We start from the raw sequence: 24,719 nt of genomic DNA on the forward strand, positions 1-24,719 counted from the left end.
CCGAACCCAACCGACTGAGGGATACGTGGCAGACCACTACGACGTCCTCGGCGTCCAGCGAGACGCCTCCGATGCCGACATCAAGAAGGCCTACCGCCGCCTGGCGCGTGAGCTCCACCCGGACGTGAACCCGGCACCCGACGCTGCCGAGCGCTTCAAGGACGTGACGCACGCGTACGACGTGCTGAGCGACCCCGAGCAGCGACGCCGGTACGACGCCGGGCCACAGGCCGACAGCCCCTTCGGCGGTGGCGCCGGAGGCTTCAGCGACATCTTCGACGCCTTCTTCGGCGGCGGCGGTGGCGGCGGCCGTGGGTCCGGCCCGCGCAGCCGTGCCGAACGCGGCCAGGACGCTCTGCTCCGCATCGAGGTCGACCTCGACGAGGTCGTCTTCGGCACCCACAAGGACGTCGAGGTCGACACGGCCGTGCTGTGCGAGACCTGTCACGGCTCCTGCTGTGCGCCGGGTACCAGCCCGCGAACCTGCGACATCTGCGGCGGCTCCGGACACATCCAGCGCCAGGTCCGTTCGCTCCTGGGCAACGTCGTGACGAGCGCCCCGTGCGGCACGTGCCGCGGGTACGGCACCGTCATCCCGAGCCCCTGCCCGACCTGCCAGGGCCAGGGCCGGGTCCGCGCGCGTCGCACCGTGCCGGTCGACGTCCCCGCCGGCGTCGACTCCGGTCTGCGCCTGCAGATGCCCGGCCAGGGCGAGGTCGGTCCGGCCGGTGGCCCGTCCGGGGACCTGTACCTCGAGATCCGCGTGCGCCACGACGACGTCTTCAGCCGCGACGGCGACGACCTGCTGGCCACGCTCGAGGTCGGCATGACCGACGCGGTCCTCGGCACGACCACCACGATCGACGGTCTCGACGGTCCGGTCGAGCTCGAGATCCGACCCGGCGTGCAGAGCGCCGACGTCCTGGTCATCAAGGACCGCGGCATCACGAAGCTGCGCGGGAACGGACGCGGTGACCTGCGGGTCGGCGTCCAGGTGGTCACCCCGACCAAGCTGTCCCACAAGGAACGGCAGCTGGTGGAGCAGCTCGCGAAGTCGCACAAGACGACGGCCCCGCAGCTCGCCCGGTTCCAGCAGGGCATGTTCGGCAAGCTCCGCGACCGGTTCTTCAACCACTGATGGCATCGCTGTACCTCGTCGACTCGCTGGACGGCACAGCCGTCGGTGGTCCGGTGTCGCTCGACGGAGCCGAGGGCCGGCACGCGGTCTCCGTGGCGCGGGTCCGGGTCGGCGAGGTCCTGCGGATCGCCGACGGGCGGGGCACCGTGGTGTCCGGGCCGGTCACAGCACTCGGCAAGGACACGCTGGAGCTCGCGGTCGAGACCGTCGAGCACCAGGACGCACCGCGCCCGTCGCTGACGCTCGTGCAGGCCCTGGCCAAGGGCGGCCGTGACGAGATGGCCGTGCAGGCGGCGACCGAGATCGGTGTCGACCGGGTCGTGCCGTGGTCGGCTGCGCGCAGTGTCTCCCGGTGGGACGGCGCGAAGGTCGAGAAGGGCCGCGCCCGGTGGGCCGCGATCGCGCACGAGGCCGCGAAGCAGGCGATCCGTCCGCGCGTGCCCGTCGTGGCGCCGCTCGTGACGACCGGGCAGCTCGTGCCGTCGCTCGGAGCCGCGACCACCGTCGTCCTGCTCGACCCCACCGCGACCGTGCGGCTCGCCACCTGGCAGGCCCCCACGGACGCCGAGGACATCGCCCTCGTCGTCGGACCGGAGGGCGGGATCGACGGTGCCGAGCTCGACCGGCTCGAGGCCGCTGGCGCCGTCCGCGTCCGACTCGGCGACAGCGTGCTCCGCACGTCCACCGCAGGACCGGCGGCACTGGCTGTCCTGCAGGCGCGACTGGGCCGCTGGTGAGCCGGACCCCGCCGTCGGGCGCGTCCTACGATGGAACCATGAGCACCAGCACGCCCAGCGTCTTCTCCAAGATCATCGCGCGCGAGATCCCGGCGACCATCGTCGCCGAGGACGACCGTGTGATCGCGATCGAGGACATCGCGCCGAAGGCCCCCGTCCACGTGCTCGTCGTCCCCAAGACCGAGCAGTACGCGAACGTCGCCGAGCTCGCCGCGGGTGACCCCGACCTCCTGGCCCACGTCGTCGCCACAGCGCAGCGCATCGCCGACGAGCGCGCCGACGGCCAGTTCCGACTCGTCTTCAACACCGGCGAAGCCGCCGGTCAGACCGTGTTCCACGTGCATGCGCACGTACTCGCAGGTGAACTGCAGGAAGGCACCCTTGCCGGATAACGAACCAGTACAGCCCACCGCCGCCGACGAACAGCCCGTCGCCGTCTCGCTCCAGGTCGACGGCATCGCCATGGTGCAGCTGCTCGGCCCCCAGGACCGTCTCCTCAAGACGGTCGAGCGCCAGTACCCGGGCGTCCGGGTCGTCGTGCGCGGCAACGAGGTCACGCTGACCGGCCCCGAGCGTGACGTCGCCCGCGCGAAGGCGCTCGTCGACGAGCTCGTCGGGATGGTCAAGCGCGGGCAGGAGATCGGCCCGGCCGACATCCCGATGTCCGCCCGCATCCTCGACGACGACCGCAAGCCGTCCGACACCTTCGGCACCCCGATCGTGTCGAGCCGCGGCAAGTCCGTCCGGCCGAAGACCGACGGGCAGCGTGCCTACGTCGACGCCATCGACGAGCACACCATCACGTTCGGCATCGGTCCGGCCGGTACCGGCAAGACGTACCTGGCGATGGCCAAGGCGGTGCAAGCGCTGCAGCGGCGTGAGGTCAACCGGATCATCCTCACCCGTCCCGCGGTCGAGGCCGGCGAGCGACTCGGCTTCCTGCCGGGCACACTCACGGACAAGATCGACCCCTACCTGCGACCGCTCTACGACGCCCTGAACGAGATGATGGACCCGGAGCTGGTCCCCAAGCTCCTGGCGGCCGGCACCGTCGAGGTCGCCCCGCTGGCGTACATGCGCGGACGCACCCTGAACGACTCGTTCGTGGTGCTCGACGAGGCGCAGAACACCACGCCCGAGCAGATGAAGATGTTCCTGACCAGGCTCGGGTTCGGCTCGAAGATGGTCATCACGGGGGACATCACCCAGGTCGACCTCCCGGGCAACGTCTCCGGGCTGCGGCTCGTGACCCGCATCCTCGACGAGGTGGAGGACATCCACTTCGCCCGTCTCGGCAGCGAGGACGTGGTCCGCCACACCCTCGTCGGCCGGATCGTCGACGCGTACACGGTCTACGACGAGGAGCGCCTCGCCGAGCAGGCCGGGCAGCGCCCCGGTGGCCGTGGCACCGCCCCGGTCGGCAACCCCGACGGCGCCAACCGCGCCGAACGCCGTGGGCGCCCGCCGCAGGACCGCGCACGACCCCCGTACCCCCAGAACGACGCCCGAGGAGGCAACCGGTGAGCATCGAGCTCAACAACGAGTCGGGCGTCGAGGTGGACGAGGCCGCGATCCAGCGGCTCGCGGCCTTCGCCCTGGACGCGATGCACGTCCACGCCGATGCCGAGCTCGCGATCGTGCTGGTCGACGAGGGCGCGATGGAGCAGCTGCACGTGCGGTGGATGGACGAGCCCGGGCCGACGGACGTCCTGAGCTTCCCGATGGACGAACTGCGCCCCGGCACCGAGGACGACCCGACGCCGGCCGGGCTGCTGGGCGACATCGTGCTCTGCCCGCAGGTGGCCGAGGAGCAGGCGAAGACCGCCGGGCACTCGAGCACCGACGAGATGCTGCTGCTCACCTGCCACGGCATCCTGCACCTGCTCGGCTTCGACCACGCCGAGCCCGACGAGAAGGCCGAGATGTTCGGCATCCAGGGCGAGATCCTGAGCGCCTTCGCCGCCCAGCACCGAGGGCGGTAGTCGATGGTCGTCGTCGCCGGACTCCTCGCGGTGGCGCTGGGGCTCGTCGTGCTCGGCGGGCTCCTCGCCGCGAGCGATGCCGCACTCTCGGTGGTCTCCCGTGCCGACCTCGACGAGATCGCCAGGGGCAACAAGCGCCGCCGCGCCATCGAGGCGATCGCGGACGACGTCGGGGCGCACGTCAACGCGCTGAACTTCTTCCGCGTCCTCGCCGAGACCGCCGCAGCGGTGCTCGTGACGGTCGCCCTCGTGCGCGCGTTCGACAGCTGGTGGATCGCACTCGTCGTCTCCGCCGCGATCATGACCGCGGTGTCGTTCGTGCTGGTCGGGTCGAGCCCGCGCAGCGTCGGGCGCGCCCATGCCGAGCGGCTGATCGGTGCGACCGGCGGCATCGTCCGGGGTGTCCGCATCGTGGTCGGTCCGCTGGCCGGGCTGCTCGTCCGGATCGGCGACCGGGTCACCCCCGGCCGCGGCCGGAGCGCTTCCACCGTGTCGAGCGAGGAACAGCTGCTCTCCCTGGTCGACGAAGCCACCGAGAGCAACGTGCTCGAGGACGAGGACCGCGAACTCATCCACTCGGTGTTCGAGTTCAGCGACACCCTGGTGCGCGAGGTCATGGTGCCCCGGACGGACATGCTGACCGTCGACGGTGCGGACACCCTCGCTGCGGCCATGGAGCAGTTCCTGGCCGCCGGGGTGTCCCGGATGCCCGTGACGGGCAAGGACAGCGACGACGTCCGGGGCGTGCTCTACCTCCGCGACGTCGCTCGGTCGCTGTACGAGCGGCCCGGGTCCCGCAGCGAGCGGGTCAGCCGCCTGCTCCGTCCCGCCGAGTTCGTGCCGGAGTCGAAGCACGCCGACGACACCCTGCGGCACATGCAGGTCGCCAAGAACCACCTGGTGCTGGTGGTCGACGAGTACGGCGGTGTGGCCGGGCTCGTGACCATGGAGGACCTCATCGAGGAGCTCGTCGGCGACATCTCCGACGAGTACGACCGTGCCGTGGTCGACCGGACCGAGGTCGAACCAGGAGTCTGGCGGATCTCCGCCCGACTGCCGATCGACGAGCTCGGCGACCTGTTCGGCATCGAGCTCGACGACGACGACGTCGACACCGCCGGTGGCCTGCTCACCAAGGAGCTCGGTCACCTGGCGGTCTCCGGCGACACCGTCACCGTGTCCGGGGTCGTCCTGACCGCCGACCGGGTCGAGGGCAAGCGTCGCCACCTCATCACCGTGCTCGCCGAGCGCACCCACGCCCTGGCCGACGTCGAGGACGCCTTCGACGACGCCGAACCCACCACGACGGGATCCACGCACGCATGACCGACACCGACACCACCCAGGCCGGCTCGGACAAGCCCTACCGCGCGGGCTTCGTCTCGTTCGTCGGCCGTCCGAACGTCGGCAAGTCGACGCTGACCAACGCCCTGGTGGGCGAGAAGGTCGCCATCACCTCGTCGAAGCCGCAGACCACCCGGCGCGCCATCCGCGGGATCGTGCACCGGCCCGACGGCCAGGTGATCATCGTCGACACCCCTGGCGTGCACCGTCCGCGCACCCTGCTCGGCGAACGACTCAACGATCTCGTGCAGTCCACGCTCGGCGACGTCGACGTGATCGGGTTCTGCGTGCCGGCGAACGAGCCGGTGGGTCCCGGCGACCGGTTCATCAACGACACGATCGACCAGTACCCGCGCGCCAAGAAGATCGCGATCGTCACGAAGATCGACAGCACCTCGAAGGACCGTGTCGGCGAGCAGCTGCTGGCCGTCTCGAAGCTCCGCGACTGGGACGCCGTGGTGCCGACCTCGGGCACCAGGGGCATGCAGCTCGAGGACCTGCTCGGCGTGATCACGGCCCTGCTGCCCGAGTCGCCGCAGCTGTACGACTCGAGCGCGGTGACCGAGGAGACCGACGAGGAGCGCATCGGCGAGCTCATCCGCGAGGCCGCGCTCGAGGGCGTCCGTGACGAGCTGCCGCACTCGCTCGCCGTGGTCATCGAGGACATCGTCGAGCCCGATGCCGACGACGACGCCGACGGCCCCCTGCGCATCTTCGCGAACCTGTTCGTCGAGCGGGACAGCCAGAAGGCGATCGTCATCGGACACAGGGGCGAGCGCCTGAAGGACGTCGGTTCCCGTGCCCGCGTCGAGATCGAGTCGCTGCTCGGCGGCCGGCACGTCTACCTGAACATCCGCGTGAAGGTGGCCAAGGAGTGGCAGCGTGACCCGAAGCAGCTCGGACGCCTCGGCTTCTGACCGTTCGCCGCGCGCACCCCGGGTCATCCGGGCGAGGGACGCGGGGACGAACGGCCCGCCGTACCGTGGACGGGTGTTCCGTCCCATGCTGCGCGCGCAGGTCATCACCGACCTGCTGATCGCCGTGCTGCTCGGCGGCCTCGTGCTGGTCGCCAGCGGGCGTGGGCTCGACGGGCCGCTGTCCGTGATCACGGTGGTCGGGATGACCGCCGCCCTGGCACTCCGGCGTCTGTCACCCGGGCTCGCCCTAGCCGTGGCGTGGGTGTTCGCGGTCTTCGAGATGGTCACCCTGCAGGTGCCGGACGTGTCGAACGCGTTCATCGCCGGCGTGATGTACACGACGAGTGCGTACGGCAGCCGCCGTGTGCGGCTGGCCGGGCTCGTGTCGGCGATCCTCGGGTCCGTGGTGGCGGCGGCGTACATGGGCTTCGACGACTACCGGAACCGATTGACCTACGAGACCACCTCGACGTCGGTGCCGGAGTCGCTGCAGGTCACCCTGTCGTTCTTCGCCGTCGTCCTGCTCCTCCTGCTGCTGCCGTGGCTCGCCGGACTCGTGGTCCGGACCCGTCGCTCGGCGAGCATGAGTCGCGAGGCCCAGCTGCTGGCCGAGCGTGACGCCGCGCGGGCCGACCGGGCCGTCGCGGTCGAGCAGGAGCGCGTGCGGATCGCACGCGACATGCACGACATCGTCGCGCACTCGCTCGCGGTGGTCATCGCGCAGTCCGACGGTGCTCGGTACGCCCTGAAGGCCGACCCCGCGGTGGCCGACCAGGCCCTCAGCACCATCTCGGCGACGGCCCGGCGGGCACTCGGCGACGTCCGCGAACTCCTCGGCGCGCTCCGGCACGAGCAGGGGACCGCGCCGACGCCCGAGATCGACGACATCGACCGGCTCGTCGACGAGATGCGGCAGCTCGGGCTCGACGTGCGGGTGGAACGCGAGGGCGACCCCGCCGGGCTGCCCACCACCACGCAGCTCGCCGTCTACCGGATCGTGCAGGAGAGCCTGACGAACGCGTACAAGCACGGTGAGCCGGGCAGTCCGGTGCGTGCCGCCCTGACCTACCGGCCGGACACGGTCGAGATCGCCGTGGTGAACCGACGTGCCGACGACGGCGTCCGCGGCCCCGGCACTGGTCACGGCCTGGTCGGCATGCGGGAGCGAGCCGTGATGACCGGCGGCACCATGACCGCCGGGGCCCGAGGGGACGACTTCGCGGTCGCCGTCCGGATGCCGACCGTCCCGGCCAGCGGGCAGATGCCCCGCGGCCGGATCACCCCCACCGAGCAGGAGCGCAGCGCCCGATGACCACGATCCCGACCGACGAGCACCGGATCCGTGTCGCCCTCGTCGACGACCAGGCGCTGTTCCGCACCGGCATCCGGATGCTCATCGACTCGCAGCCCGACCTGCGGTTCGTCGGCGAGGCGGGCGACGGTGCCGAGGGGGTCGAACTCGTCCGCCGGACCCGCCCCGACGTGGTGCTGATGGACGTCCGGATGCCGGTGATGGACGGCATCACGGCGACCGGCCACATCGTGGAGCAGTCCGGCACCGAGGGCGCGAAGGTCCTCGTGCTGACCACGTTCGACTTCGACGAGGCCGCTGCCAAGGCCATCCGTGCCGGAGCGAGCGGGTTCGTGCTCAAGGACGCCGACCCCGAGTTCCTGCTCGCGGCGGTCCGGACCGTGCACGCCGGCACGGCGGTGTTCGCCGCCTCGGCGACCCGTGAACTCCTGCGACGGTACGACGACTCGGTCGGCCGCGCCGCCGCCGTCCCCGCAGCCTTCGCCGATCTCACCCCGCGTGAGCGCGAGATCTTCGACCTGGCCGCCCGGGGGTTCAGCAACAGCGAGATCGCCCAGCACGAGTACGTCAGTGAGGCGACCGTGAAGACGCACATCTCGCGGGTCCTGACGAAGCTCGAGCTCCGCGACCGGGTGCGGCTCGTCGTCTTCGCCCACGAACACGGGCTCGTCACCAAGGCCGACTGAGGCCGGGTCATCCGCGCGGATGACCCCTCCACAGGCAACCGAGCCGAGCGGACGATCCACAGGAGCCGACCGGGCGACGCGGGACGGGTGCGCTGACCGTCATCGTGGAGGCATGACCACGAGCCACGCCCCGATCATCCGCCTCGACCACGTGTCCAAGCACTACGGCGACGACGCCCGACGTGTGACCGCGCTCGACGACGTCAGCGTCGACATCGGCGCGGGGGAGTTCACCGCGGTGATGGGCCCGTCCGGGTCCGGCAAGTCGACGCTCATGCACGTCGCGGCCGGCCTCGACGCCGTGTCCGCCGGCTGGATCCAGATCGACGGCGTCGACATCACGGCACTGGGCGACAAGGACCTCACCGAGTTGCGTCGTCGTCGGCTGGGCTTCGTGTTCCAGTCGTTCAACCTGGTCCCGACGCTCGACGTCAGCGAGAACATCCGGCTGCCGTTCCTGCTCGGCGGGCACAAGCCCTCGCACGAGGAGACCGCCTGGATCGACCGGCTGGTCGAGATGCTCGGGCTCGGCAACCGGCTCACCCACCGGCCGCACCAGCTCTCCGGTGGGCAGCAGCAGCGCGTCGCCATCGCGCGGGCACTTGCCTCGCGGCCGGCGGTCGTCGTCGCCGACGAACCGACCGGCGCGCTCGACTCCCGCACCGGTCGCGACGTCCTGGCGATCCTCCGCGGCGCCGTGCAGGAGTGGGGCCAGAGCGTCGTCATGGTCACGCACGACCCGGTGGCCGCAGCGAACGCGGACCGCATCCTGTTCCTGGCGGACGGCCGGATCGTCGCCGACCGCCCCGCGATGGAGGCCGGCGCGATCTCCACGACGATGCTCGGGATGGAGGCCGCAGCGTGAACGGCGTCCGCTCCTTCGCCCCCACCGTCCTGGTCGCCGCCCTCGGAACCACGTTCGGTTCCGCCCTCGTCATCGCACCGGGCATCGTGACCGAAGCGCTCCGAGCCGCCGGGGTCGCCGACCTCGGTCCGATCAAGGCGATCCTGTCCGTGGTGGGGTGGCTGTTCCTCGGCATCGCGCTCTACGTCGGCGCGATCGTCACCGCGAACACCTGCGCCACCCTGATCGCGGGACAGACCCGGATCATCGCGCTGCAGCGGCTGGTGGGCGCGACCGGAGCGGCCCTCCGGGCGCGGATCACCCGGACAGGACTGGTCGTCGGCGTGCTCGGCGGCGTCGTCGGTGCCGTCGTGGGGACCGCGCTCTCGGCCCTGTTCATCGTCACCCTGCGGGGGAACGGCGTCCTGCCCGAAGCGGAGTACACGTACGTGCCGTGGGAACTCGTCCTGCCGGTCGTGGCCGTCGTCCTCGCCACCTGGGGTGCCTTCGCTGCCGGGTCGCGCCGCGTGCTCACCGTCACACCACTCGAAGCGCTGTCGTCGTCCGTCGAGCCGAGCCACGACGACGTCCGGTCCGGCACGGCCCGCAAGGTCTGGGCGATCGTGCTCATGGCCGGCGGCGCGGTGCTGATGCTGCTCGGGCTCGCGGTGAGCTCGCTGTCCCCGGTCGCGGTCCTGCCGGCGGCGCTCGGCGGGTTCGTGTCCTTCGCCGGCGTCGCCGTGGGGGCGACGATCGTGATGCCGCCCGTGCTGCAGCTCATCGGCCGCATCGGCTCGCACGACACCGTCGTCCTGCTCGCCGGACGGAACGCGATGCGGGCGCCGGGGCGGTCCTCGCGGGCGACCATCGGGCTCGTCATCGGCGTCACCCTGCTCGTGACCTTCGCGGTGGCCCTCGGGATCATGCAACACGTGCTCGAGACCGAGATGCGCGCGATGAGCGAGGGGAGTGCCACACCGCAGGTGATCGAGGCGCAGCGTGACCTCTTCGTGCAGATCAACGCCGTCGTCAGCGTGATCGTCGGCTTCTCCGCCGTGATCGCCGCCGTCGGGGTCGTGAACGCCCTGGCACTCGGGGTCCTCCAGCGTCGACGCGAACTCGGGCTGCTGCGGGTGCTGGGCCTGACCGGTGCGCAGGTCCGCCGGATGATCGTGACCGAGGCCGTGCAGATGGTCGTCGCGGCCGTCGTCTCGGGGCTCGCACTCGGCACCCTGTACGGCTGGGTCGGTGGGCAGACGCTGCTCGGGTCCATCGGCACGCCGGTGACACCGGTGCTACCGCCGCTGACCATCGGCATCGTGGTGATCGGCGCGCTGGTCCTGGCCGTCGTCGCCACCGTCGCCCCGGTCCGGCGCGCGATGCGGGTCCCGCCGACCGAGGCGCTCGCGGTCGACTGACGCGTCGCCCTGGTCGCACCGCGCGACGACACGGGAGGCCCGGTGCCAGCTGGCACCGGGCCTCCCGTCCGTCGGGTGGTCGCGCCGATGTGCCCTGCCCGGCCCCGCCACGCAGCGCAGGTCCGCCGAGGTGTCACGAACCGTCGTCCAGACGCGGGCCGGGCGACACAACATGACCACTCGGCGACCGGCCCGCGGCAGGTCCCGACCACTCGGCACCTCACCCGGCACCCCGTTCGGAAGCCGCGGGCGGTTCCGCGTCACACGCTTGCGCCAGCCCGCTGCACCGGTGCTACCGTGGACACGATGTACTCGGCACTCCTCCTCCTTCGCTGCCGCGACGAGGCCTGACACCCCGGCCCACCTCGTCGCGGAGTCCGTCGTGGCCGCACCACAAACGCTCACGAACACGCGACGAAAGCGAAGAACGATGCAGAACACGCAGCAGCCCTCCGGGATGCCGATCCACAAGTACGTCCCCTTCCACGAGCAGATCACCGTCGACCTGCCGGACCGCACCTGGCCCACGAAGCGCATCGACAGGGCCCCGCGCTGGTGCGCCGTCGACCTCCGTGACGGCAACCAGGCGCTCATCGACCCGATGGACGCCGAGCGCAAGCGGGCGATCTTCGACCTCCTCGTCCGGATGGGCTACAAGGAGATCGAGGTCGGGTTCCCGAGCGCCTCGCAGACCGACTTCGACTTCGTCCGGTCGCTGATAGACGAGGGCGCGATCCCCGACGACGTCACGATCCAGGTGCTGACCCAGGCGCGCGAGCACCTCATCCAGCGTACCTACGAGGCGATCGACGGCGCGAAGCAGGCCATCGTCCACCTGTACAACTCGACGAGCATCGTGCAGCGCGAGGTCGTCTTCCGCACCGACGTGCAGGGCGTGGTGGACATCGCCGTCGCCGGCGCGAAGCTCTGCAAGGCTGCCGAGGCGACCCTGCAGCACGGCACGACGATCTACTACGAGTACTCGCCAGAGTCCTACACGGGCACCGAGCTCGAGGTCGCACTGGAGATCTGCAACGCCGTGCTCGAGGTCTTCGAGCCGACGCCGGAGCGCAAGGTCATCATCAACCTGCCCGCGACCGTCGAGATGGCCACGCCGAACGTCTACGCCGACTCGATCGAGTGGATGTCACGCCGCCTCGCCCACCGCGAGGACGTCATCCTGTCGCTGCACCCGCACAACGACCGCGGCACCGCGGTCGCGGCCGCCGAGCTCGGCTACATGGCCGGCGCCGACCGCATCGAGGGCTGCCTGTTCGGCAACGGTGAGCGGACCGGCAACGTGGACCTGGTCGCCCTCGGGATGAACCTGTTCACGCAGGGCATCGACCCGGAGATCTCGTTCGCCGACATCGACCAGGTGAAGCGCACCGTCGAGTACTGCAACCAGCTGCCGGTCCCGGAGCGCCAGCCGTGGGCGGGCGACCTGGTGTACACGGCGTTCAGCGGCTCGCACCAGGACGCCATCAACAAGGGCTTCGAGGCGATGAAGGCCAAGGCCGCCGCCGCGGGCAAGGACATCGACGAGATCGCGTGGGCGGTGCCGTACCTGCCCGTCGACCCGAAGGACATCGGCCGGTCGTACGAGGCCGTCATCCGCGTCAACTCGCAGTCCGGCAAGGGCGGTGTGGCGTACCTGCTCAAGACCGACCACGCCCTCGACCTGCCCCGCAAGCTGCAGATCGAATTCTCCGGCGTTGTGCAGCGGCACACCGACACCGAGGGTGGCGAGTTCTCGTCGCAGCGCATCTGGGACGTGTTCCAGGACGAGTACCTGCCCGCGTCGATCGACGACGAGAAGTGGGGCCGGTACGAGCTCACCAAGACGGCGACCTCGAGCGACTTCGAGGGCACGACCTCGCTGTCCGTGGCGCTCCGGGTCGACGAGGGCGCGGTCACGGCCGAAGCCGTCGGCACCGGTCCGATCGACGCGTTCCTGAAGGTGCTCGCCGAGCAGGGCGTCCAGGTCACCCTGTACGACTACTCGGAGCACACGATGAGCGCCTCCGGTGACGCCAAGGCCGCGTCCTACGTCGAGCTCGACGTCGACGGCGTGCGCCTGTGGGGCGTCGGCATCGACGCCGACATCTCGACGGCGTCGCTCAAGGCGATCGTGTCCGCGGTGAACCGCGCGGTGCGCGCGGGTGCCGCGGCCGGTGCCGGCGCGCCGGAGCTCGTCTCGGCCTGAGATCGCGACCAGGCCGGGAGGCTCCCCACCGGGCACGGCCTGATCGCCGTTGGCGCGTCGACCAGGTACCGGCCGGTGTGGGCCCAGGTGCGGGTCCGTCCCGCACCGCGCCTCCCGTCTGTGCCCGGTCTTTCCCCCGTCACGCGCGATGGCGGGTCAGATCGGGCGTGCCTGGTCGTTTCTTCCGACCAGGTACGCCCGATTCCACTCGGTACCTCCGCCCCCCCCCGAGCCGCCGCCCCGCACCGCGCGCGGCTGTCGGCGGGGCGGGGGATACTGGGGGCATGCCGCTGTACCGGGACGAGTGCGTCGTGTTGCGCACGCACAAGCTCGGCGAAGCCGACCGCATCGTCACGATGCTCTCGCGGCAGCACGGCAAGATCCGCGCCGTGGCCAAGGGCGTGCGGCGGACCGCGTCGAAGTTCGGCAGCCGCCTCGAGCCGTTCATGGTCGTCGACGCCCAGTTCTACGAGGGCCGGTCGCTCGACATCGTCACCCAGGCGGAGTCCCTCGGCGCGTACGGGGCGCAGATCGTCGCCGACTACGGCGCGTACACCGCGGCCAGCGCCATGGTCGAGACCGCCGACCGACTGAGCGAGGCCGACGCCGGGCTGCAGCAGTACCTGCTCCTCGTCGGGGCGCTCCGGTCGTTGTCGCGCGGTGAGCACCAGTCCAGCGCGACCCTCGACTCCTACCTGCTCCGCGCGATGAGCATCGCGGGGTGGGCGCCCTCGTTCAGTGACTGTGCGGTCACGGGGGAGCCCGGACCGCACTCGGCGTTCGTGGTGCAGCTCGGTGGTGTCGTCGCCGACCGTGCTGCGCCCCCGGGAACCCCGCGGCTCGACCCGGCCACGCTCGGGGTGCTCGGCTCCCTGCTCGCCGGCGACTGGGCAACGGTGGACGCCACCGACGAGCGGACCCGTTCGCGGGCCTCCGGCGTGGTCGCGGCCTACGCCCAGTGGCACCTGGAACGATCGCTCCGGTCCCTGCCGCACGTCGACCGCTCCGAGCACCCGATGCCGGTGCCGCAGACCCACGGCGGACCCGAGGCGACGGCGCGCGCCGTGGCCTCGACCCCGGCACCGGCCGTGCCCGATCCCGATCCCGCTGTCGAAGGAGCCCCCACCGCATGAGCCCCCGCCGCCCCGACGACGTCGAACCCTTCCGCCCGATCGACTGGACCGGCGAGACGCCCCCGGCGATCCCGGCCCGGTTCGTGCCGGAGCACGTGGCCATCGTGATGGACGGCAACGGCCGGTGGGCGAACGGCCGCGGCTTGACGCGCATCGAGGGACACAAGGCGGGCGAGGCCTCGCTGCTCGACGTCGTCGCCGGCGCGATCCAGATCGGCGTCGGGCACGTGTCGGCGTACGCGTTCTCGACGGAGAACTGGAAGCGCTCCCCGGAAGAGGTGCGGTTCCTGATGGGCTTCAACCGCGACGTCATCCGTCGTCGCCGAGACCAGCTGCACCAGTGGGGCGTCAAGGTGCGGTGGGCGGGACGTCGTCCGCGGCTGTGGCGGAGCGTCATCGACGAGCTCGAGACCGCCGAGCGGATGACCGCGGGCAACGACGTCCTCACGCTGACGATGTGCGTGAACTACGGCGGCCGGAACGAGATCGTCGACGCCGTGCGGGGCATGGCCGAGGACGTCGCCGCCGGACGCCTGAAGCCGAGCCAGGTCACCGAGAAGGCGCTGGCGAAGCGGCTGTACGTGCCCGAGATGCCCGACGTCGACCTGTTCCTCCGGAGCTCGGGGGAGCAGCGCACGAGCAACTTCCTGCTGTGGCAGTCGGCCTACGCCGAGATGGTGTTCCTCGACCGGCTCTGGCCGGACTTCCGTCGCACCGACCTGTGGGGCGCGATCGAGGAGTACGCCAGCCGCGACCGACGCTACGGCGGTGCGGTGGACGCGCCGACGGCGTAGCCCCGGCCGCTGCCCCGGCCGCCGGGCCGAGCCCGGCCGCCGGGCCGCCGGGCCGAGACCGAGTCTCGGTTCCGCGGACAGCTTGCGCCGTCCGGGTGGCGCGGAGTGTCCGTGCAGCCGAGACTCGGCGCCCGCCTCAGCTCAGCCCGGCAGCGGCCCCTCGAGCAGGTGCGCGGCGGAGCGCACCGCGTCGAGCGCCGCGCGGACGCTCGGCACACGGTCCGCACCACGGGCGACGACGACCTCGACACGCCGGGCGAGCTCGTCGTCCACGGGGTCGATCGCGACACCGGCGGGGATGACCGTCGTCGCGAGTGCCAGCCGGGGGAGCAGCGCCACCCCGAGCCCTGCGGCGACGAGTCCCACCACCGCGGCCGCGTTGTCCGTCTCCAGCACGATGTCCGGCGTGAACCCCGCGCTCGCGCACGAGGCGAGCAGGTGCCCACGGCAGCGCGGGCAGCCCCCGATCCACCGGGCGTCGTGGTGGGACGCGAGGTCCACGACGGCTGAGCCGACGGCACCGGCGCCCACGGAGCCGGCGGAGCGCGAGTCCTTGACCGGCGTCACCAGCGCGAGCGGGTCGCGACCGAGCGCCCGGGTGACGAGGCCGGGGTCCGGGGTGGTCCCGACCTCGTCGCCGACGTAGGTGAAGGTGAGGGCGACGTCCACCTCGCCACCGCGCAGCAGGTCGAGCGCCTCGGGAGGCTCCACCTCGACGTACGAGGTGGTGACGCCCGGAGCGGTCGTCGCCATTCGCGCGAGCACCGCGGGCACGAGGGCGGAGGAGGCGCTCGGGAACCCGGCCAGCCGCACCCGACCACGGGTGAGACCACCGACGGCGTCGAGGTCCTCGCGCGCGGCGGTCAGTGCGGCCTGCACGTGCAGCGCGTGATCGGCGAGCACCTGGCCGGCGTGCGTGAGCGTCGCACCGCGTCCGCCACGCAGGACGAGTGCATGTCCGAGGCGCTGCTCGGCCCGGGCGACCAGCTGGCTGACGGCCGGCTGGCTCGACCCGAGGGCGGTGGCTGCGCGGGTGATCGACCCGCCGTCAGCCACGGCGCGGAGGACCCGGAGCAACTGGGGATCGATCTCGTCCATCACCCGATGTTATCGGTGGGACAACGAACCGGCTCTGGCGTGATGGGGCGGGAACCGGAACGCTGTCCGCATGGACTCCTTCGCCGCCGGCCGCGGCTACCTGGCGGCGTGCACCGCGGGCCTGCCGACCCGAGGCACCCTCGCCGCACTGCGCGCCGACCTCGACGCGTGGTCCCGCGCCGAGACGTCACCGGCCCGGTACGGGGCGCTGGTCGAGCAGGGGCGCGCGCTCTTCGCCGCGTTGGTCGGCGTACCGGCGGAGCGGGTCGCGACCGGCTCGCAGACCTCGGTCATGGCCGCGGTCGTCGCCGACGCCCTGCCGGACGGCGCCGAGGTCGTCGTCCCCGACGGCGACTTCAGCTCGGTCGTCTTCCCGTTCCTCGCCCAGGCCCACCGCGGCATCCGGGTCCGGAGCGTCCCGCTCGACCGGCTCGCCGCCTCGGTCGGGCCCGACACCGCCCTCGTCGCGTGGTCCGCGGTGCAGTCCGCCACCGGCGTGGTCACCGACCCCGATCCGGTCGTGGCCGCCGCCGGACGGGTCGGCGCCCTGACCCTCTGCGACCTCACGCAGGCCGCCGGCGTCCTGCCGGTCGACGCCGCGCCGTTCGACGTGACGCTCACGCACACCTACAAGTGGCTCTGCGCTCCGCGGGGCGTCGCCTTCATGACGCTCTCCGACACCGCCCTCGGCCGGCTCCGCCCGGTGCAGGCCGGCTGGTACGCGGGCCAGGACGTCTGGTCCTCCTGCTACGGCCCCGCCATGCGCCTGGCCGACGACGCACGTCGCTTCGACGTCTCGCCGGCCTGGCAGGCGTGGCCGGGTGCCGTGGCCGCGCTCGAGCACGCGGTCGCGCTCGACCAGCGGGCGGTCTGGAGGCACGCCACCGGTCTCGCGGATCGGCTGTGCGACGCCCTCGGGTCGCCTCGGCAGGGCGACGGGCAGGCGATCGTGACGTTCGCGGACGCCGACGGGGCGGCCCTCCGTGCCCTCACCGCCGCGGGCCTCACCGCCTCGGGCCGCGCCGGTCGACTGCGCATCGCGTTCCACCTGTGGAACGACGAGTCCGACGTGACCGACGTCGTGGCCGCACTGGGCGGGGTGGGGCCGGACGCGTCGGGGACGTGAGCGCGGAGGGCGGACGCGGGGCGGGCCTCCCGGGCCACGATCGCCGGTAGTCTTGCCCGGACCGTTTCCGCACCGAGCACCCAGCTCGGCGACCTCTGGAGCACCCTTTGGCACAGCCCTCCCGTCTCGACAGCGTCATCGCCCTGGCCAAGCGCCGCGGCTTCGTCTTCCAGTCGGGTGAGATCTACGGAGGCTCCCGCTCCGCATGGGACTACGGGCCCCTCGGTGTGGAGCTCAAGGAGAACATCAAGCGCCAGTGGTGGCAGCGGTTCGTCCGCGGCCGCGGGGACATGGTCGGCCTCGACTCCGCGGTGATCCTGCCCCGCAAGGTGTGGGAGGCCTCCGGGCACGTCGCGACCTTCACCGACCCGCTGGTGGAGTGCCTGCACTGCCACCACCGGTTCCGCGAGGACCACCTGCTCGAGGCGTTCGAGGCGAAGAAGGGCCGCGCCCCCGAGGGCGGCATGGCCGAGATCGCCTGCCCGAACTGCGGCACCCGCGGTGAGTGGACCGAGCCCCGCGAGTTCTCCGGGATGCTCAAGACCTACCTCGGCCCGGTCGAGTCCGAAGAGGGCCTGAACTTCCTGCGCCCCGAGACCGCCCAGGGCATCTTCGTCGACTTCGCGCAGGTCGTCACGACCAGCCGCATGAAGCCCCCGTTCGGCATCGGTCAGGTCGGCAAGGCGTTCCGCAACGAGATCACGCCCGGCAACTTCATCTTCCGCACGCGCGAGTTCGAGCAGATGGAGATCGAGTACTTCGTGCCGCCGGCCTCGGCGCAGGAGCACTACGAGCAGTGGATCGCCGACTCGGTCGCGTTCTACACCGACCTCGGGATCGACCCGGAGAACCTGCGGCGCTTCGACGTGCCGGACGGCGAGCGGGCGCACTACTCCGACGCCACCGCCGACATCGAGTACCGCTTCGGCTTCACCGGCTCGGAGTGGGGCGAGCTGATGGGCGTCGCGAACCGCACGGACTTCGACCTGAACAACCACATCGAGGCATCCGGCCAGGACCTCCGGTTCTTCGACCAGGCAGCCAACGAGAAGTACGTGCCGTACGTCATCGAGCCGTCGTTCGGGCTGACCCGTGCGCTCATGGCGTTCCTGCTCGACTCGTACCACGAGGACGAGGCCCCGAACGCGAAGGGCGGCGTCGACAAGCGCACGGTCCTGCGCCTCGACCCGCGTCTCGCCCCGGTGAAGGCCGCCGTCCTGCCGCTGTCGCGCAACGAGCAGCTCTCGCCCGTCGCCCGTGGCCTGGCCGACGACCTGCGCAAGAACTGGAACGTGGACTTCGACGACGCCGGTGCGATCGGTCGTCGCTACCGTCGCCACGACGAGATCGGCACGCCGTTCTGCATCACGGTCGACTTCGACACGCTCGAGGACAAGGCCGTCACGGTGCGCGAGCGCGACACGATGGCCCAGGAGCGGGTCGCCCTCGACCAGCTGCAGGGGTACCTGGCGCAGCGGTTGCTCGGCGCCTAGGGGTTTCGGTTCCGCAAGACACCGGTGTTCGTGCGTTGCACACCCGCAGTCGGGTGTTCGACCTGCGAACACCGGTGTTTTGCTGCCGGCCCGGGAATGCGCGCGCACGCCGCGCGTTGGGGTGAGCATGAACGACTCCGTGAAGGTCGATGTCTGGTCGGACATCGCCTGCCCCTGGTGCTACATCGGCAAGCGCAAGTTCGAGGCCGGGGTGGCCGCGTTCGGCGCCTCGAGCGAGGGCCGGCCGGTCGAGGTCGAGTACCACTCCTTCGAGTTGAGCCCGGACACCCCGGTCGACTTCGAGGGGACCGAGGCCGAGTTCCTCTCCGGCCACAAGGGCATGCCCGTGGACCAGGCGCAGCAGATGCTCGACCAGGTCACCGCGATCGCTGCGGGCGTCGGTCTCGACTACGACTTCGAGGCGATGCACCACACCAACACGGTGAAGGCCCACCAGGTCATCCACCTCGCCAAGCAGCACGGCAAGCAGCTCGAGATGGTGGAGCGCCTGTTCACCGCCTACTTCGAGCGCGGCGAGCACGTCGGACAGGAGTCCTCGCTCGCCGACCTGGCGGCGGAGATCGGCCTCGACCGCGACGAGGTCCTCAGCACCCTGCGCGACGACGCCCAGCTCGCTGCTGTCCGCGCCGACCAGGCCCAGGCGCAGGCGTACGGGATCAACGGCGTGCCGTTCTTCGTGATCGACGGCAAGTACGGCGTCTCCGGTGCCCAGGACCCCACGGCGTTCGAGCAGGTGCTCCGCCAGGTGGTCGCGCTCCGCGAGACCACGCCGGAGGAGGTCGCCTCGGCGGCCGAGCGCGCCGCGGACGACGCGAGCGCGGACGTGGCGGTGACACGGTGACGGACATGACCATCAGCGACCAGGGCGCAGTGCGCCTCCAGGCCGTGACGTCGGTACCGTCCGTGCCGGACGCGATCACGGGGCTGCCGGGCGTGCGCGGCCTCTCTGCCGCTTCCGGCCTGGAGGCCCGTCCCGCGTTGCTGACGCTCGTCACGCCCGGCGGTGCGCCGGTCTGCGAGGGCGACGCCTGCCTGATCGACGCCGGCTCGTTCGCCGGGGCCGAGGGCGACTGGTCCGAGGTGCCGGACTGACGGCTGCGTCAGTCGCGCTGCGGTTCCTCGTCGGTGATGTCGGCGACGGTCGCGCCGTAGGCGGCGACGAGCGCGTCGGCGTCGACGAAGGCGCTCGCGCCGTGCCGGCCGGCACCCAGGGCGACCCGGCGGCCGACGATGCGTTCGTCGGCGTACACCGGCAGGTCGCCCGTGGCGCCGATCGGCGTGATGGTGCCGCGCTCGTAGCCGGACGCTTCGAGCGCGGTAGCAGCGTCGGGCATCGAGAGCTTGTTGACGCCGACGACCGTGCGGAGCTTCTTCCAGGCGATGCTGCGGCCGCCGGGCACCAGGGCGAGCAGGAAGCCGCCGTCGTGGCGCTTCACCACCAGGGTCTTGACGATGTCGCCGGGCTCGATGCCGAGCAGTCCGGCGGCCTCGTGCAGGGAGTCCGCGGCCGGGCGCTTGACCACCTCGACCGGCAGGCCACGGGCCTGGGCGTCGGCGTCGAACCGGGTGCTGGCGTCGGTCGTCATGTGGAGAACGCTACCGGCGCGCACCGACGTGGGAAGATGGGACAGGTATGACGATCACACAAGCACCCGCCTCGCGAGTCGGCGGCCCCCTGCGCATCGGCCCGATCGAGGTCGACGTGCCGGTCGTGCTCGCGCCGATGGCCGGGATCACGAACATGGCGTACCGCCGGCTGTGCCGCGAGTACGGCGCCGGGCTCTACGTGTGCGAGATGATCACCTCGCGGGCGCTGGTCGAACGGACCCCGGTGTCGATGCAGCTCATCCAGCACCACGAGTCCGAGACCCCGCGGTCGATCCAGCTGTACGGCGTCGAGCCGAACACCGTGGCCGAGGCTGCGTCGATCCTGGTGGGCGAGGACCGGGCCGACCACATCGACCTGAACTTCGGGTGCCCGGTGCCCAAGGTCACCCGCAAGGGCGGCGGCGCAGCCCTGCCCTGGAAGCTCGACCTGTTCCGCGAACTCGTCACCAAGACCGTGCGCGCCGCCGGCGACGTCCCGGTCACGGTGAAGATGCGCAAGGGCATCGACGAGGACCACCTGACCTACCTCGACGCCGCCCGCATCGCGCGGGACGCCGGTGTCGCCGCGGTGTCGCTGCACGCCCGCACCGCGAACGAGCACTACTCCGGGCACGCCGACTGGTCGGCGATCGCCACGCTGAAGGAGACCGTCACCGACATCCCGATCCTCGGCAACGGCGACATCTGGTCGGCCGCCGACGCGCTCCGGATGATCGACGAGACCGGTGCCGACGGCGTGGTCGTCGGCCGTGGCTGCCTCGGCCGTCCGTGGCTGTTCGGTGACCTGGCCGCGGCCTTCCGTGGTGAGGGGCTCCGGTACATGCCGTCCCTGGGCGAGGTCGCCGACGGGTTCCGCCGGCACGCTGAGCTGCTCGTCGAGTTCTTCGGGTCCGAAGAGCACGCCTGCCGCGACATCCGCAAGCACGTGGCCTGGTACTTCAAGGGGTACCCGATCGGCAGCGACGTCCGGGCCGGACTGGCGATGGCGTCGAGCCTGCAGGAGATCGACGACTTCCTCGGCCAGCTCGACCACGACGCGCCGTACCCGGGTGCCGATGCCGAAGGGCCGCGCGGGCGTGCCGGTCACCCGAAGCGCACCGCCCTGCCCGACCGTTGGCTCGAGAGCCGCGACGTCGACTCCGAGTTCCGCAAGGTCCTGGCCGCTGCCGAGCTGCACCACAGCGGCGGATGAGCGCCACCGCCTCGTACGGCCCGGCGGACGCGGAGCGCTGGCTCCCCGAGGAGCACGGCAACCGCCGCTCGGACTTCGCCCGTGACCGCGCCCGACTGCTGCACTCCAGTGCGCTCCGGCGTCTGGCCGCCAAGACCCAGGTGCTCAGCCCGACGGCGGGGCTCGACTTCGCCCGCAACCGGCTGACCCACTCGCTCGAGGTCGCGCAGGTCGGCCGCGAGCTCGCCGACTCGCTCGGGCTCGACCCCGACGTGGTCGACACCGCGTGCCTGGCGCACGACATCGGGCACCCGCCGTTCGGGCACAACGGCGAGACCGCCGTGAACGCCTGGGCCACCGGCATCGGGGGCTTCGAGGGCAACGCGCAGACGCTCCGGCTGCTGACGCGGCTCGAGCCGAAGGTCTACGGTGTCCGGCCGGGCTCCGACGTCGACCGTCCGTACGGGCTCAACCTGACCCGCGCGTCGTTGGACGCCAGTTGCAAGTACCCGTGGCCGGCGGCGCAGGGGGTCTCGGAGTCGTCCTCCGGACGCACCAAGTTCGGCTTCTACGACGACGACCACGACGCCTTCGAGTGGCTCCGCGCCGGCGCCCCGCGTCGCCAGCGCTGCATCGAGGCGCAGGTCATGGACCTCGCCGACGACATCGCGTACTCCGTGCACGACTTCGAGGACGCCGTCGTCGCCGGGTTCATCGACGTCGCGGCCCTGGGTGACCGCGTCGGCGAGAACGACATCGTGACCGCCATGCACGCCTGGGTCGGTGACGACCTGAGCCGCGACGAGCTGCTCGAGGCGTTCGACCGCCTGCGCGAGTTGCCGCTCTGGATGACCGCGTACGACGGCTCCCGACGTGATGCCGCACGCCTGAAGAACCTGACGTCGCAACTGATCGGACGCTTCGCCCGTACCGCCACGACGGCCACCCGCGAGTCCTACGCCTCGGGGTCGCTCGTGCGGTTCGCCGCGTCGGTCGTCACCCCGCCCGAGATCATCGGCGAGATCGCGGTGCTCAAGGGCATCGTCGCGGCCTTCGTGATGACCCACGGCGACCGCCAGCCCGTGTACGAAGACCAGCGCCGCGTGCTCACCGAACTGCTCGACGCGCTGGCGGCGACGGGTGCGTCCGACCTCGAGCCCGGCTTCGCCGCCGACTGGCACGCCGCGGGCGACGACGCCGGCCGACTGCGTGCCGTCGTCGACCAGGTCGCGAGCCTGACCGACCAGGGCGCACTCGCGTGGCACCGACGTCTGGTGGTGGGTGACCGTGACCCGGTCCACATCGCCGTCTGACCGGTCCGCCGACGTCGGTCCCACGAACTAGGATCGAGGGGTGGCTGGCAGGATCGCGCGGAACGACATCGACGAGGTCCGCTCGCGTGTCAACATCGCCGACGTCGTGGGCGACTACGTCACGCTGAAGCACGCGGGCGTCGGGTCGATGAAGGGCCTCTGCCCCTTCCACGACGAACGCTCGCCGTCGTTCCACGTCCGACCCCAGGTCGGCCGCTACCACTGCTTCGGCTGCGGCGAGGACGGCGACGTCTTCAGCTTCATCATGGCGCAGGACCACACCACCTTCGCCGAGGCCGTCGAGCGCATGGCCGCGAAGATCGGCTTCACCCTGCACTACGAAGAGGGCGACGGGCCGCGCACCGACTACAACACCCGGGCCCGGCTGATCGCCGCCAACGAAGCCGCGCTCGAGTACTTCACGGGGCAGCTCACCACCGCTGCCGCCGACCCCGCCCGCCGGTTCCTGGGGGAGCGCGGGTTCGACCCCTCGGCCGCCCAGCACTTCGGCGTCGGGTTCGCGCCGAAATCCTACGACATGCTCAAGGACCACCTGCGCGGGCGCGGCTTCACGATGGAAGAACTCGTGTCCGCCGGCCTCGTCAGCCAGGGCGACCGCTCGCCGTACGACCGGTTCCGCGGGCGTCTGATGTGGCCGATCCGCGACGTCACCGGGGCGACGATCGGCTTCGGGGCGCGCCGCCTGCTCGAGGACGACAAGGGTCCCAAGTACCTCAACACGCCCGAGACCCCGATCTACCACAAGAGCCAGGTGCTCTACGGGCTCGACCTGGCCCGCCGCGACATCTCGAAGCAGAAGCAGGTCGTCATCGTCGAGGGCTACACCGACGTGATGGCGTGTCACGTCGCGGGTGTCACGACCGCCGTCGCCACCTGCGGCACGTCGTTCGGCGTCGACCACATCAAGGTGCTGCGCCCGATGCTCGGTGACCTGGCCGGCGCCGACCCGAACGCCAACGGTGAGGTCGTGTTCACGTTCGACCCCGACGAGGCCGGGCAGCGTGCCGCCTCGCGTGCCTTCGCGGAAGAACAGCGCTTCGCCGCCCAGACCTACGTCGCCGTGGCGCCCGGCGGGCTCGACCCGTGCGACCTCCGGCTCGCCCGCGGTGACGACGCCATCCGCCGACTGGTCACGAACAAGCGCCCGATGTTCGAGTTCATGATCCGCCGCACCCTGGACGGCCACGACCTCGAGACCGTCGAGGGTCGCGTCGGGGCGCTCCGCGCGGCTGCGCCTGTACTCGCCGGCATCCGTGACCGCTCACTGACGCAGGGTTACGTCCGCGAACTCGCCGGCTGGCTCGGCATGGAGATCCCCGAGGTCCGTCGGTCGGTCGAGACCGCCCGGCGCCGTGCGGGCTCCGCCGGCCAGGACGACCGGTCCGCAGGCACGGGGCGCGACGGCCGTGCCGGAACCGGCACCGACGGGGCCGACACCCCCGACGAGCCCGTCGCCGGGATCCGCTCGCTGCCGAACGACCCGATCAGCCGCATGGAGCGCGATGCCGTGATGGCGATGGTGCAGCAGCCGACGTCCGTCGCGGCACCGTTGCTCGGGCTCGCCGCGTCGGCCACGTTCTCGACGCCGATGCTCGCCGCGGTGCGGGACGCCGTGGTCGCCAACGTCGACGTCATCGGCGCGGGGGACTGGCTCGACCGGCTGCTCGCCGACGTGCCGGCGCCCCTCCGCACTCTGACGCACGAACTCGCTCTCGCTCCGATCCCCGCGCGCAACGCGGAGGACCTGGCGGCCTACTGCCGGAGCATCGTCGTGGCCCTGGTCGAGCGCGACCTGCTCGCCCGCAAGGCCTCGTTGCTCGGGCAGCTGCAGCGTGCCGACCCGCACGAGCAGGCCGAGCGCCGCGCAGAGATCCAGCGGCAGCTCGTCGACCTCGACGGGCAGCGGATGCGGTTGCGCGCCGACGCCGAGGCGTCCTAGCCCGTCCTCGCTCGGCCTCGGGGGTGCGTGAGCGCTCAGGACGTGCCCTGTGTGGGGCGTTCAGTGGTCACACTCCGTCGGCTGGCCGGGGTCCGGCCGACAGGACGTGACCGCGCGGGGTGGGGCGGGCGGTGTGTCGTGACCGGTCGGCGGAGGTGAGGGCCGGGGTCGACGCGGGGCGAGCCTCCAGCCAGGGGCGCGGTGTCACACGACGCGCCGCGTGTGCATCGCCGGGGCCGCACGAACCGTCGCACGGCAGGCCCGCGAGCGGCGGTTGGTGTGAGCTCGGCGAGGGTGACTGGTCGGGACGCGTCGCGTGAGGGGCGTCGAGTGGTCGCAAGGCGTCGGCTGGCCGGGGTCTGGCCGACGGGACGTGGCCGCACGGGATCGGGTGGGCGGCTGTCTCTTATACACATCT

At 71.7% G+C, this 24,719-nt stretch carries 23 protein-coding genes; 21 read left to right on the plus strand and 2 right to left on the minus strand.

Features of this window, described 5'->3' with window-relative positions; translation table 11 throughout:
- The first annotated feature begins 25 nt into the window (after positions 1-25).
- The 14 genes from dnaJ (at position 26) to DEJ17_RS07550 (ending at position 14,511) form a co-directional block, all read left to right on the plus strand.
- On the plus strand, positions 26-1,138 hold the full coding sequence (dnaJ, locus tag DEJ17_RS07485) for a molecular chaperone DnaJ (protein ID WP_017886671.1): 1,113 nt from the start codon (positions 26-28) through the stop codon (positions 1,136-1,138).
- Positions 1,138-1,875 (plus strand): 16S rRNA (uracil(1498)-N(3))-methyltransferase, encoded by a 738-nt coding sequence (locus DEJ17_RS07490; RefSeq protein ID WP_110892791.1) that lies wholly within the window; start codon positions 1,138-1,140, stop codon positions 1,873-1,875. The genes dnaJ and DEJ17_RS07490 overlap by 1 nt, the downstream gene beginning before the upstream one ends.
- A gap of 38 nt (positions 1,876-1,913) precedes the next feature.
- Positions 1,914-2,267: a histidine triad nucleotide-binding protein gene (locus tag DEJ17_RS07495; protein WP_017886673.1), complete on the plus strand. Its 354-nt coding sequence runs from the start codon at positions 1,914-1,916 to the stop codon at positions 2,265-2,267.
- Complete coding sequence (locus tag DEJ17_RS07500; RefSeq protein WP_110892792.1) at positions 2,257-3,399, plus strand: PhoH family protein; 1,143 nt, start codon at positions 2,257-2,259, stop codon at positions 3,397-3,399. The genes DEJ17_RS07495 and DEJ17_RS07500 overlap by 11 nt, the downstream gene beginning before the upstream one ends.
- The gene (ybeY, locus tag DEJ17_RS07505) at positions 3,396-3,857 is read left to right on the plus strand and encodes an rRNA maturation RNase YbeY (protein WP_110892793.1); all 462 of its coding nucleotides are present in this window, start codon (positions 3,396-3,398) and stop codon (positions 3,855-3,857) included. Before DEJ17_RS07500 ends, ybeY begins: the two co-directional genes overlap by 4 nt.
- Positions 3,858-3,860: 3 nt before the next feature.
- Positions 3,861-5,183, plus strand: a complete 1,323-nt coding sequence (locus DEJ17_RS07510; protein WP_110892794.1) for a hemolysin family protein — start codon at positions 3,861-3,863, stop codon at positions 5,181-5,183.
- Positions 5,180-6,118, plus strand: coding sequence for a GTPase Era (gene era / locus DEJ17_RS07515; protein ID WP_110892795.1), 939 nt, complete (start codon positions 5,180-5,182; stop codon positions 6,116-6,118). The genes DEJ17_RS07510 and era overlap by 4 nt, the downstream gene beginning before the upstream one ends.
- Positions 6,119-6,191: 73 nt before the next feature.
- The gene (locus DEJ17_RS07520; protein ID WP_220033622.1) at positions 6,192-7,430 is read left to right on the plus strand and encodes a histidine kinase; all 1,239 of its coding nucleotides are present in this window, start codon (positions 6,192-6,194) and stop codon (positions 7,428-7,430) included.
- The gene (locus DEJ17_RS07525) at positions 7,427-8,116 is read left to right on the plus strand and encodes a response regulator transcription factor (RefSeq protein ID WP_110892797.1); all 690 of its coding nucleotides are present in this window, start codon (positions 7,427-7,429) and stop codon (positions 8,114-8,116) included. Before DEJ17_RS07520 ends, DEJ17_RS07525 begins: the two co-directional genes overlap by 4 nt.
- 112 nt (positions 8,117-8,228) lie before the next feature.
- Positions 8,229-8,981 (plus strand): ABC transporter ATP-binding protein, encoded by a 753-nt coding sequence (locus DEJ17_RS07530; protein WP_110892798.1) that lies wholly within the window; start codon positions 8,229-8,231, stop codon positions 8,979-8,981.
- Positions 8,978-10,378: an ABC transporter permease gene (locus tag DEJ17_RS07535; RefSeq protein ID WP_110892799.1), complete on the plus strand. Its 1,401-nt coding sequence runs from the start codon at positions 8,978-8,980 to the stop codon at positions 10,376-10,378. The genes DEJ17_RS07530 and DEJ17_RS07535 overlap by 4 nt, the downstream gene beginning before the upstream one ends.
- A 430-nt stretch (positions 10,379-10,808) precedes the next feature.
- The gene (leuA, locus tag DEJ17_RS07540) at positions 10,809-12,584 is read left to right on the plus strand and encodes a 2-isopropylmalate synthase (RefSeq protein ID WP_110892800.1); all 1,776 of its coding nucleotides are present in this window, start codon (positions 10,809-10,811) and stop codon (positions 12,582-12,584) included.
- A gap of 284 nt (positions 12,585-12,868) precedes the next feature.
- On the plus strand, positions 12,869-13,717 hold the full coding sequence (gene recO, locus DEJ17_RS07545; RefSeq protein WP_042540155.1) for a DNA repair protein RecO: 849 nt from the start codon (positions 12,869-12,871) through the stop codon (positions 13,715-13,717).
- Entirely contained in the window at positions 13,714-14,511 is a 798-nt protein-coding gene (locus DEJ17_RS07550; RefSeq protein WP_017886684.1) for an isoprenyl transferase, read from the plus strand. The genes recO and DEJ17_RS07550 overlap by 4 nt, the downstream gene beginning before the upstream one ends.
- Before the next feature lie 141 nt (positions 14,512-14,652).
- Here DEJ17_RS07550 and DEJ17_RS07555 read toward each other — a convergent pair whose 3' ends face one another.
- Positions 14,653-15,609 (minus strand): LysR family transcriptional regulator, encoded by a 957-nt coding sequence (locus DEJ17_RS07555; protein WP_110892801.1) that lies wholly within the window; start codon positions 15,607-15,609, stop codon positions 14,653-14,655.
- A 70-nt stretch (positions 15,610-15,679) separates the two neighbouring features.
- Between DEJ17_RS07555 and DEJ17_RS07560 the strand changes: the two genes are divergently transcribed.
- The 4 genes from DEJ17_RS07560 to DEJ17_RS07575 all read left to right on the plus strand — a co-directional run bounded on the left by DEJ17_RS07560 (position 15,680) and on the right by DEJ17_RS07575 (position 19,341).
- Entirely contained in the window at positions 15,680-16,735 is a 1,056-nt protein-coding gene (locus DEJ17_RS07560; RefSeq protein WP_110892802.1) for an aminotransferase class V-fold PLP-dependent enzyme, read from the plus strand.
- Positions 16,736-16,842: 107 nt separating this feature from the next.
- Complete coding sequence (locus DEJ17_RS07565) at positions 16,843-18,228, plus strand: glycine--tRNA ligase (RefSeq protein ID WP_110892803.1); 1,386 nt, start codon at positions 16,843-16,845, stop codon at positions 18,226-18,228.
- Positions 18,229-18,355: 127 nt separating this feature from the next.
- Positions 18,356-19,090, plus strand: coding sequence for a DsbA family protein (locus DEJ17_RS07570; RefSeq protein ID WP_027465323.1), 735 nt, complete (start codon positions 18,356-18,358; stop codon positions 19,088-19,090).
- Positions 19,091-19,095: 5 nt separating this feature from the next.
- A complete protein-coding gene (locus DEJ17_RS07575; protein ID WP_146239664.1) occupies positions 19,096-19,341 on the plus strand; it encodes a hypothetical protein in 246 nt (81 codons plus the stop codon).
- An 8-nt stretch (positions 19,342-19,349) separates the two neighbouring features.
- Here DEJ17_RS07575 and DEJ17_RS07580 read toward each other — a convergent pair whose 3' ends face one another.
- On the minus strand, positions 19,350-19,835 hold the full coding sequence (locus DEJ17_RS07580; protein ID WP_110892805.1) for an aminoacyl-tRNA deacylase: 486 nt from the start codon (positions 19,833-19,835) through the stop codon (positions 19,350-19,352).
- Between the two features lie 47 nt (positions 19,836-19,882).
- Between DEJ17_RS07580 and dusB the strand changes: the two genes are divergently transcribed.
- The 3 genes from dusB to dnaG are packed head-to-tail and all read left to right on the plus strand — an operon-like array spanning position 19,883 to position 24,301.
- On the plus strand, positions 19,883-21,049 hold the full coding sequence (dusB, locus tag DEJ17_RS07585; RefSeq protein WP_110892806.1) for a tRNA dihydrouridine synthase DusB: 1,167 nt from the start codon (positions 19,883-19,885) through the stop codon (positions 21,047-21,049).
- A complete protein-coding gene (locus DEJ17_RS07590) occupies positions 21,046-22,341 on the plus strand; it encodes a deoxyguanosinetriphosphate triphosphohydrolase (protein ID WP_110860457.1) in 1,296 nt (431 codons plus the stop codon). The genes dusB and DEJ17_RS07590 overlap by 4 nt, the downstream gene beginning before the upstream one ends.
- Positions 22,342-22,381: 40 nt before the next feature.
- Positions 22,382-24,301: a DNA primase gene (dnaG, locus tag DEJ17_RS07595; protein WP_110892807.1), complete on the plus strand. Its 1,920-nt coding sequence runs from the start codon at positions 22,382-22,384 to the stop codon at positions 24,299-24,301.
- Positions 24,302-24,719: the final 418 nt, after the last annotated feature.

The organism is Curtobacterium sp. MCSS17_011, assembly GCF_003224275.1.
Classification (GTDB): domain Bacteria; phylum Actinomycetota; class Actinomycetes; order Actinomycetales; family Microbacteriaceae; genus Curtobacterium.

Excerpts from the sequence above, each read along its gene's own strand:
- DEJ17_RS07575 (WP_146239664.1), top strand. The coding sequence starts at position 19,096 with ATGACCATCAGCGACCAGGGCGCAGTGCGCCTCCAGGCCGTGACGTCG.
- DEJ17_RS07580 (WP_110892805.1), bottom strand. The coding sequence starts at position 19,835 with ATGACGACCGACGCCAGCACCCGGTTCGACGCCGACGCCCAGGCCCGT.
- DEJ17_RS07490 (WP_110892791.1), top strand. The coding sequence starts at position 1,138 with ATGGCATCGCTGTACCTCGTCGACTCGCTGGACGGCACAGCCGTCGGT.
- recO (WP_042540155.1), top strand. The coding sequence starts at position 12,869 with ATGCCGCTGTACCGGGACGAGTGCGTCGTGTTGCGCACGCACAAGCTC.
- DEJ17_RS07560 (WP_110892802.1), top strand. The coding sequence starts at position 15,680 with ATGGACTCCTTCGCCGCCGGCCGCGGCTACCTGGCGGCGTGCACCGCG.
- leuA (WP_110892800.1), top strand. The coding sequence starts at position 10,809 with ATGCAGAACACGCAGCAGCCCTCCGGGATGCCGATCCACAAGTACGTC.
- DEJ17_RS07530 (WP_110892798.1), top strand. The coding sequence starts at position 8,229 with ATGACCACGAGCCACGCCCCGATCATCCGCCTCGACCACGTGTCCAAG.
- DEJ17_RS07525 (WP_110892797.1), top strand. The coding sequence starts at position 7,427 with ATGACCACGATCCCGACCGACGAGCACCGGATCCGTGTCGCCCTCGTC.
- DEJ17_RS07555 (WP_110892801.1), bottom strand. The coding sequence starts at position 15,609 with ATGGACGAGATCGATCCCCAGTTGCTCCGGGTCCTCCGCGCCGTGGCT.
- era (WP_110892795.1), top strand. The coding sequence starts at position 5,180 with ATGACCGACACCGACACCACCCAGGCCGGCTCGGACAAGCCCTACCGC.
- dusB (WP_110892806.1), top strand. The coding sequence starts at position 19,883 with ATGACGATCACACAAGCACCCGCCTCGCGAGTCGGCGGCCCCCTGCGC.
- DEJ17_RS07510 (WP_110892794.1), top strand. The coding sequence starts at position 3,861 with ATGGTCGTCGTCGCCGGACTCCTCGCGGTGGCGCTGGGGCTCGTCGTG.
- DEJ17_RS07570 (WP_027465323.1), top strand. The coding sequence starts at position 18,356 with ATGAACGACTCCGTGAAGGTCGATGTCTGGTCGGACATCGCCTGCCCC.
- DEJ17_RS07590 (WP_110860457.1), top strand. The coding sequence starts at position 21,046 with ATGAGCGCCACCGCCTCGTACGGCCCGGCGGACGCGGAGCGCTGGCTC.
- DEJ17_RS07550 (WP_017886684.1), top strand. The coding sequence starts at position 13,714 with ATGAGCCCCCGCCGCCCCGACGACGTCGAACCCTTCCGCCCGATCGAC.
- DEJ17_RS07495 (WP_017886673.1), top strand. The coding sequence starts at position 1,914 with ATGAGCACCAGCACGCCCAGCGTCTTCTCCAAGATCATCGCGCGCGAG.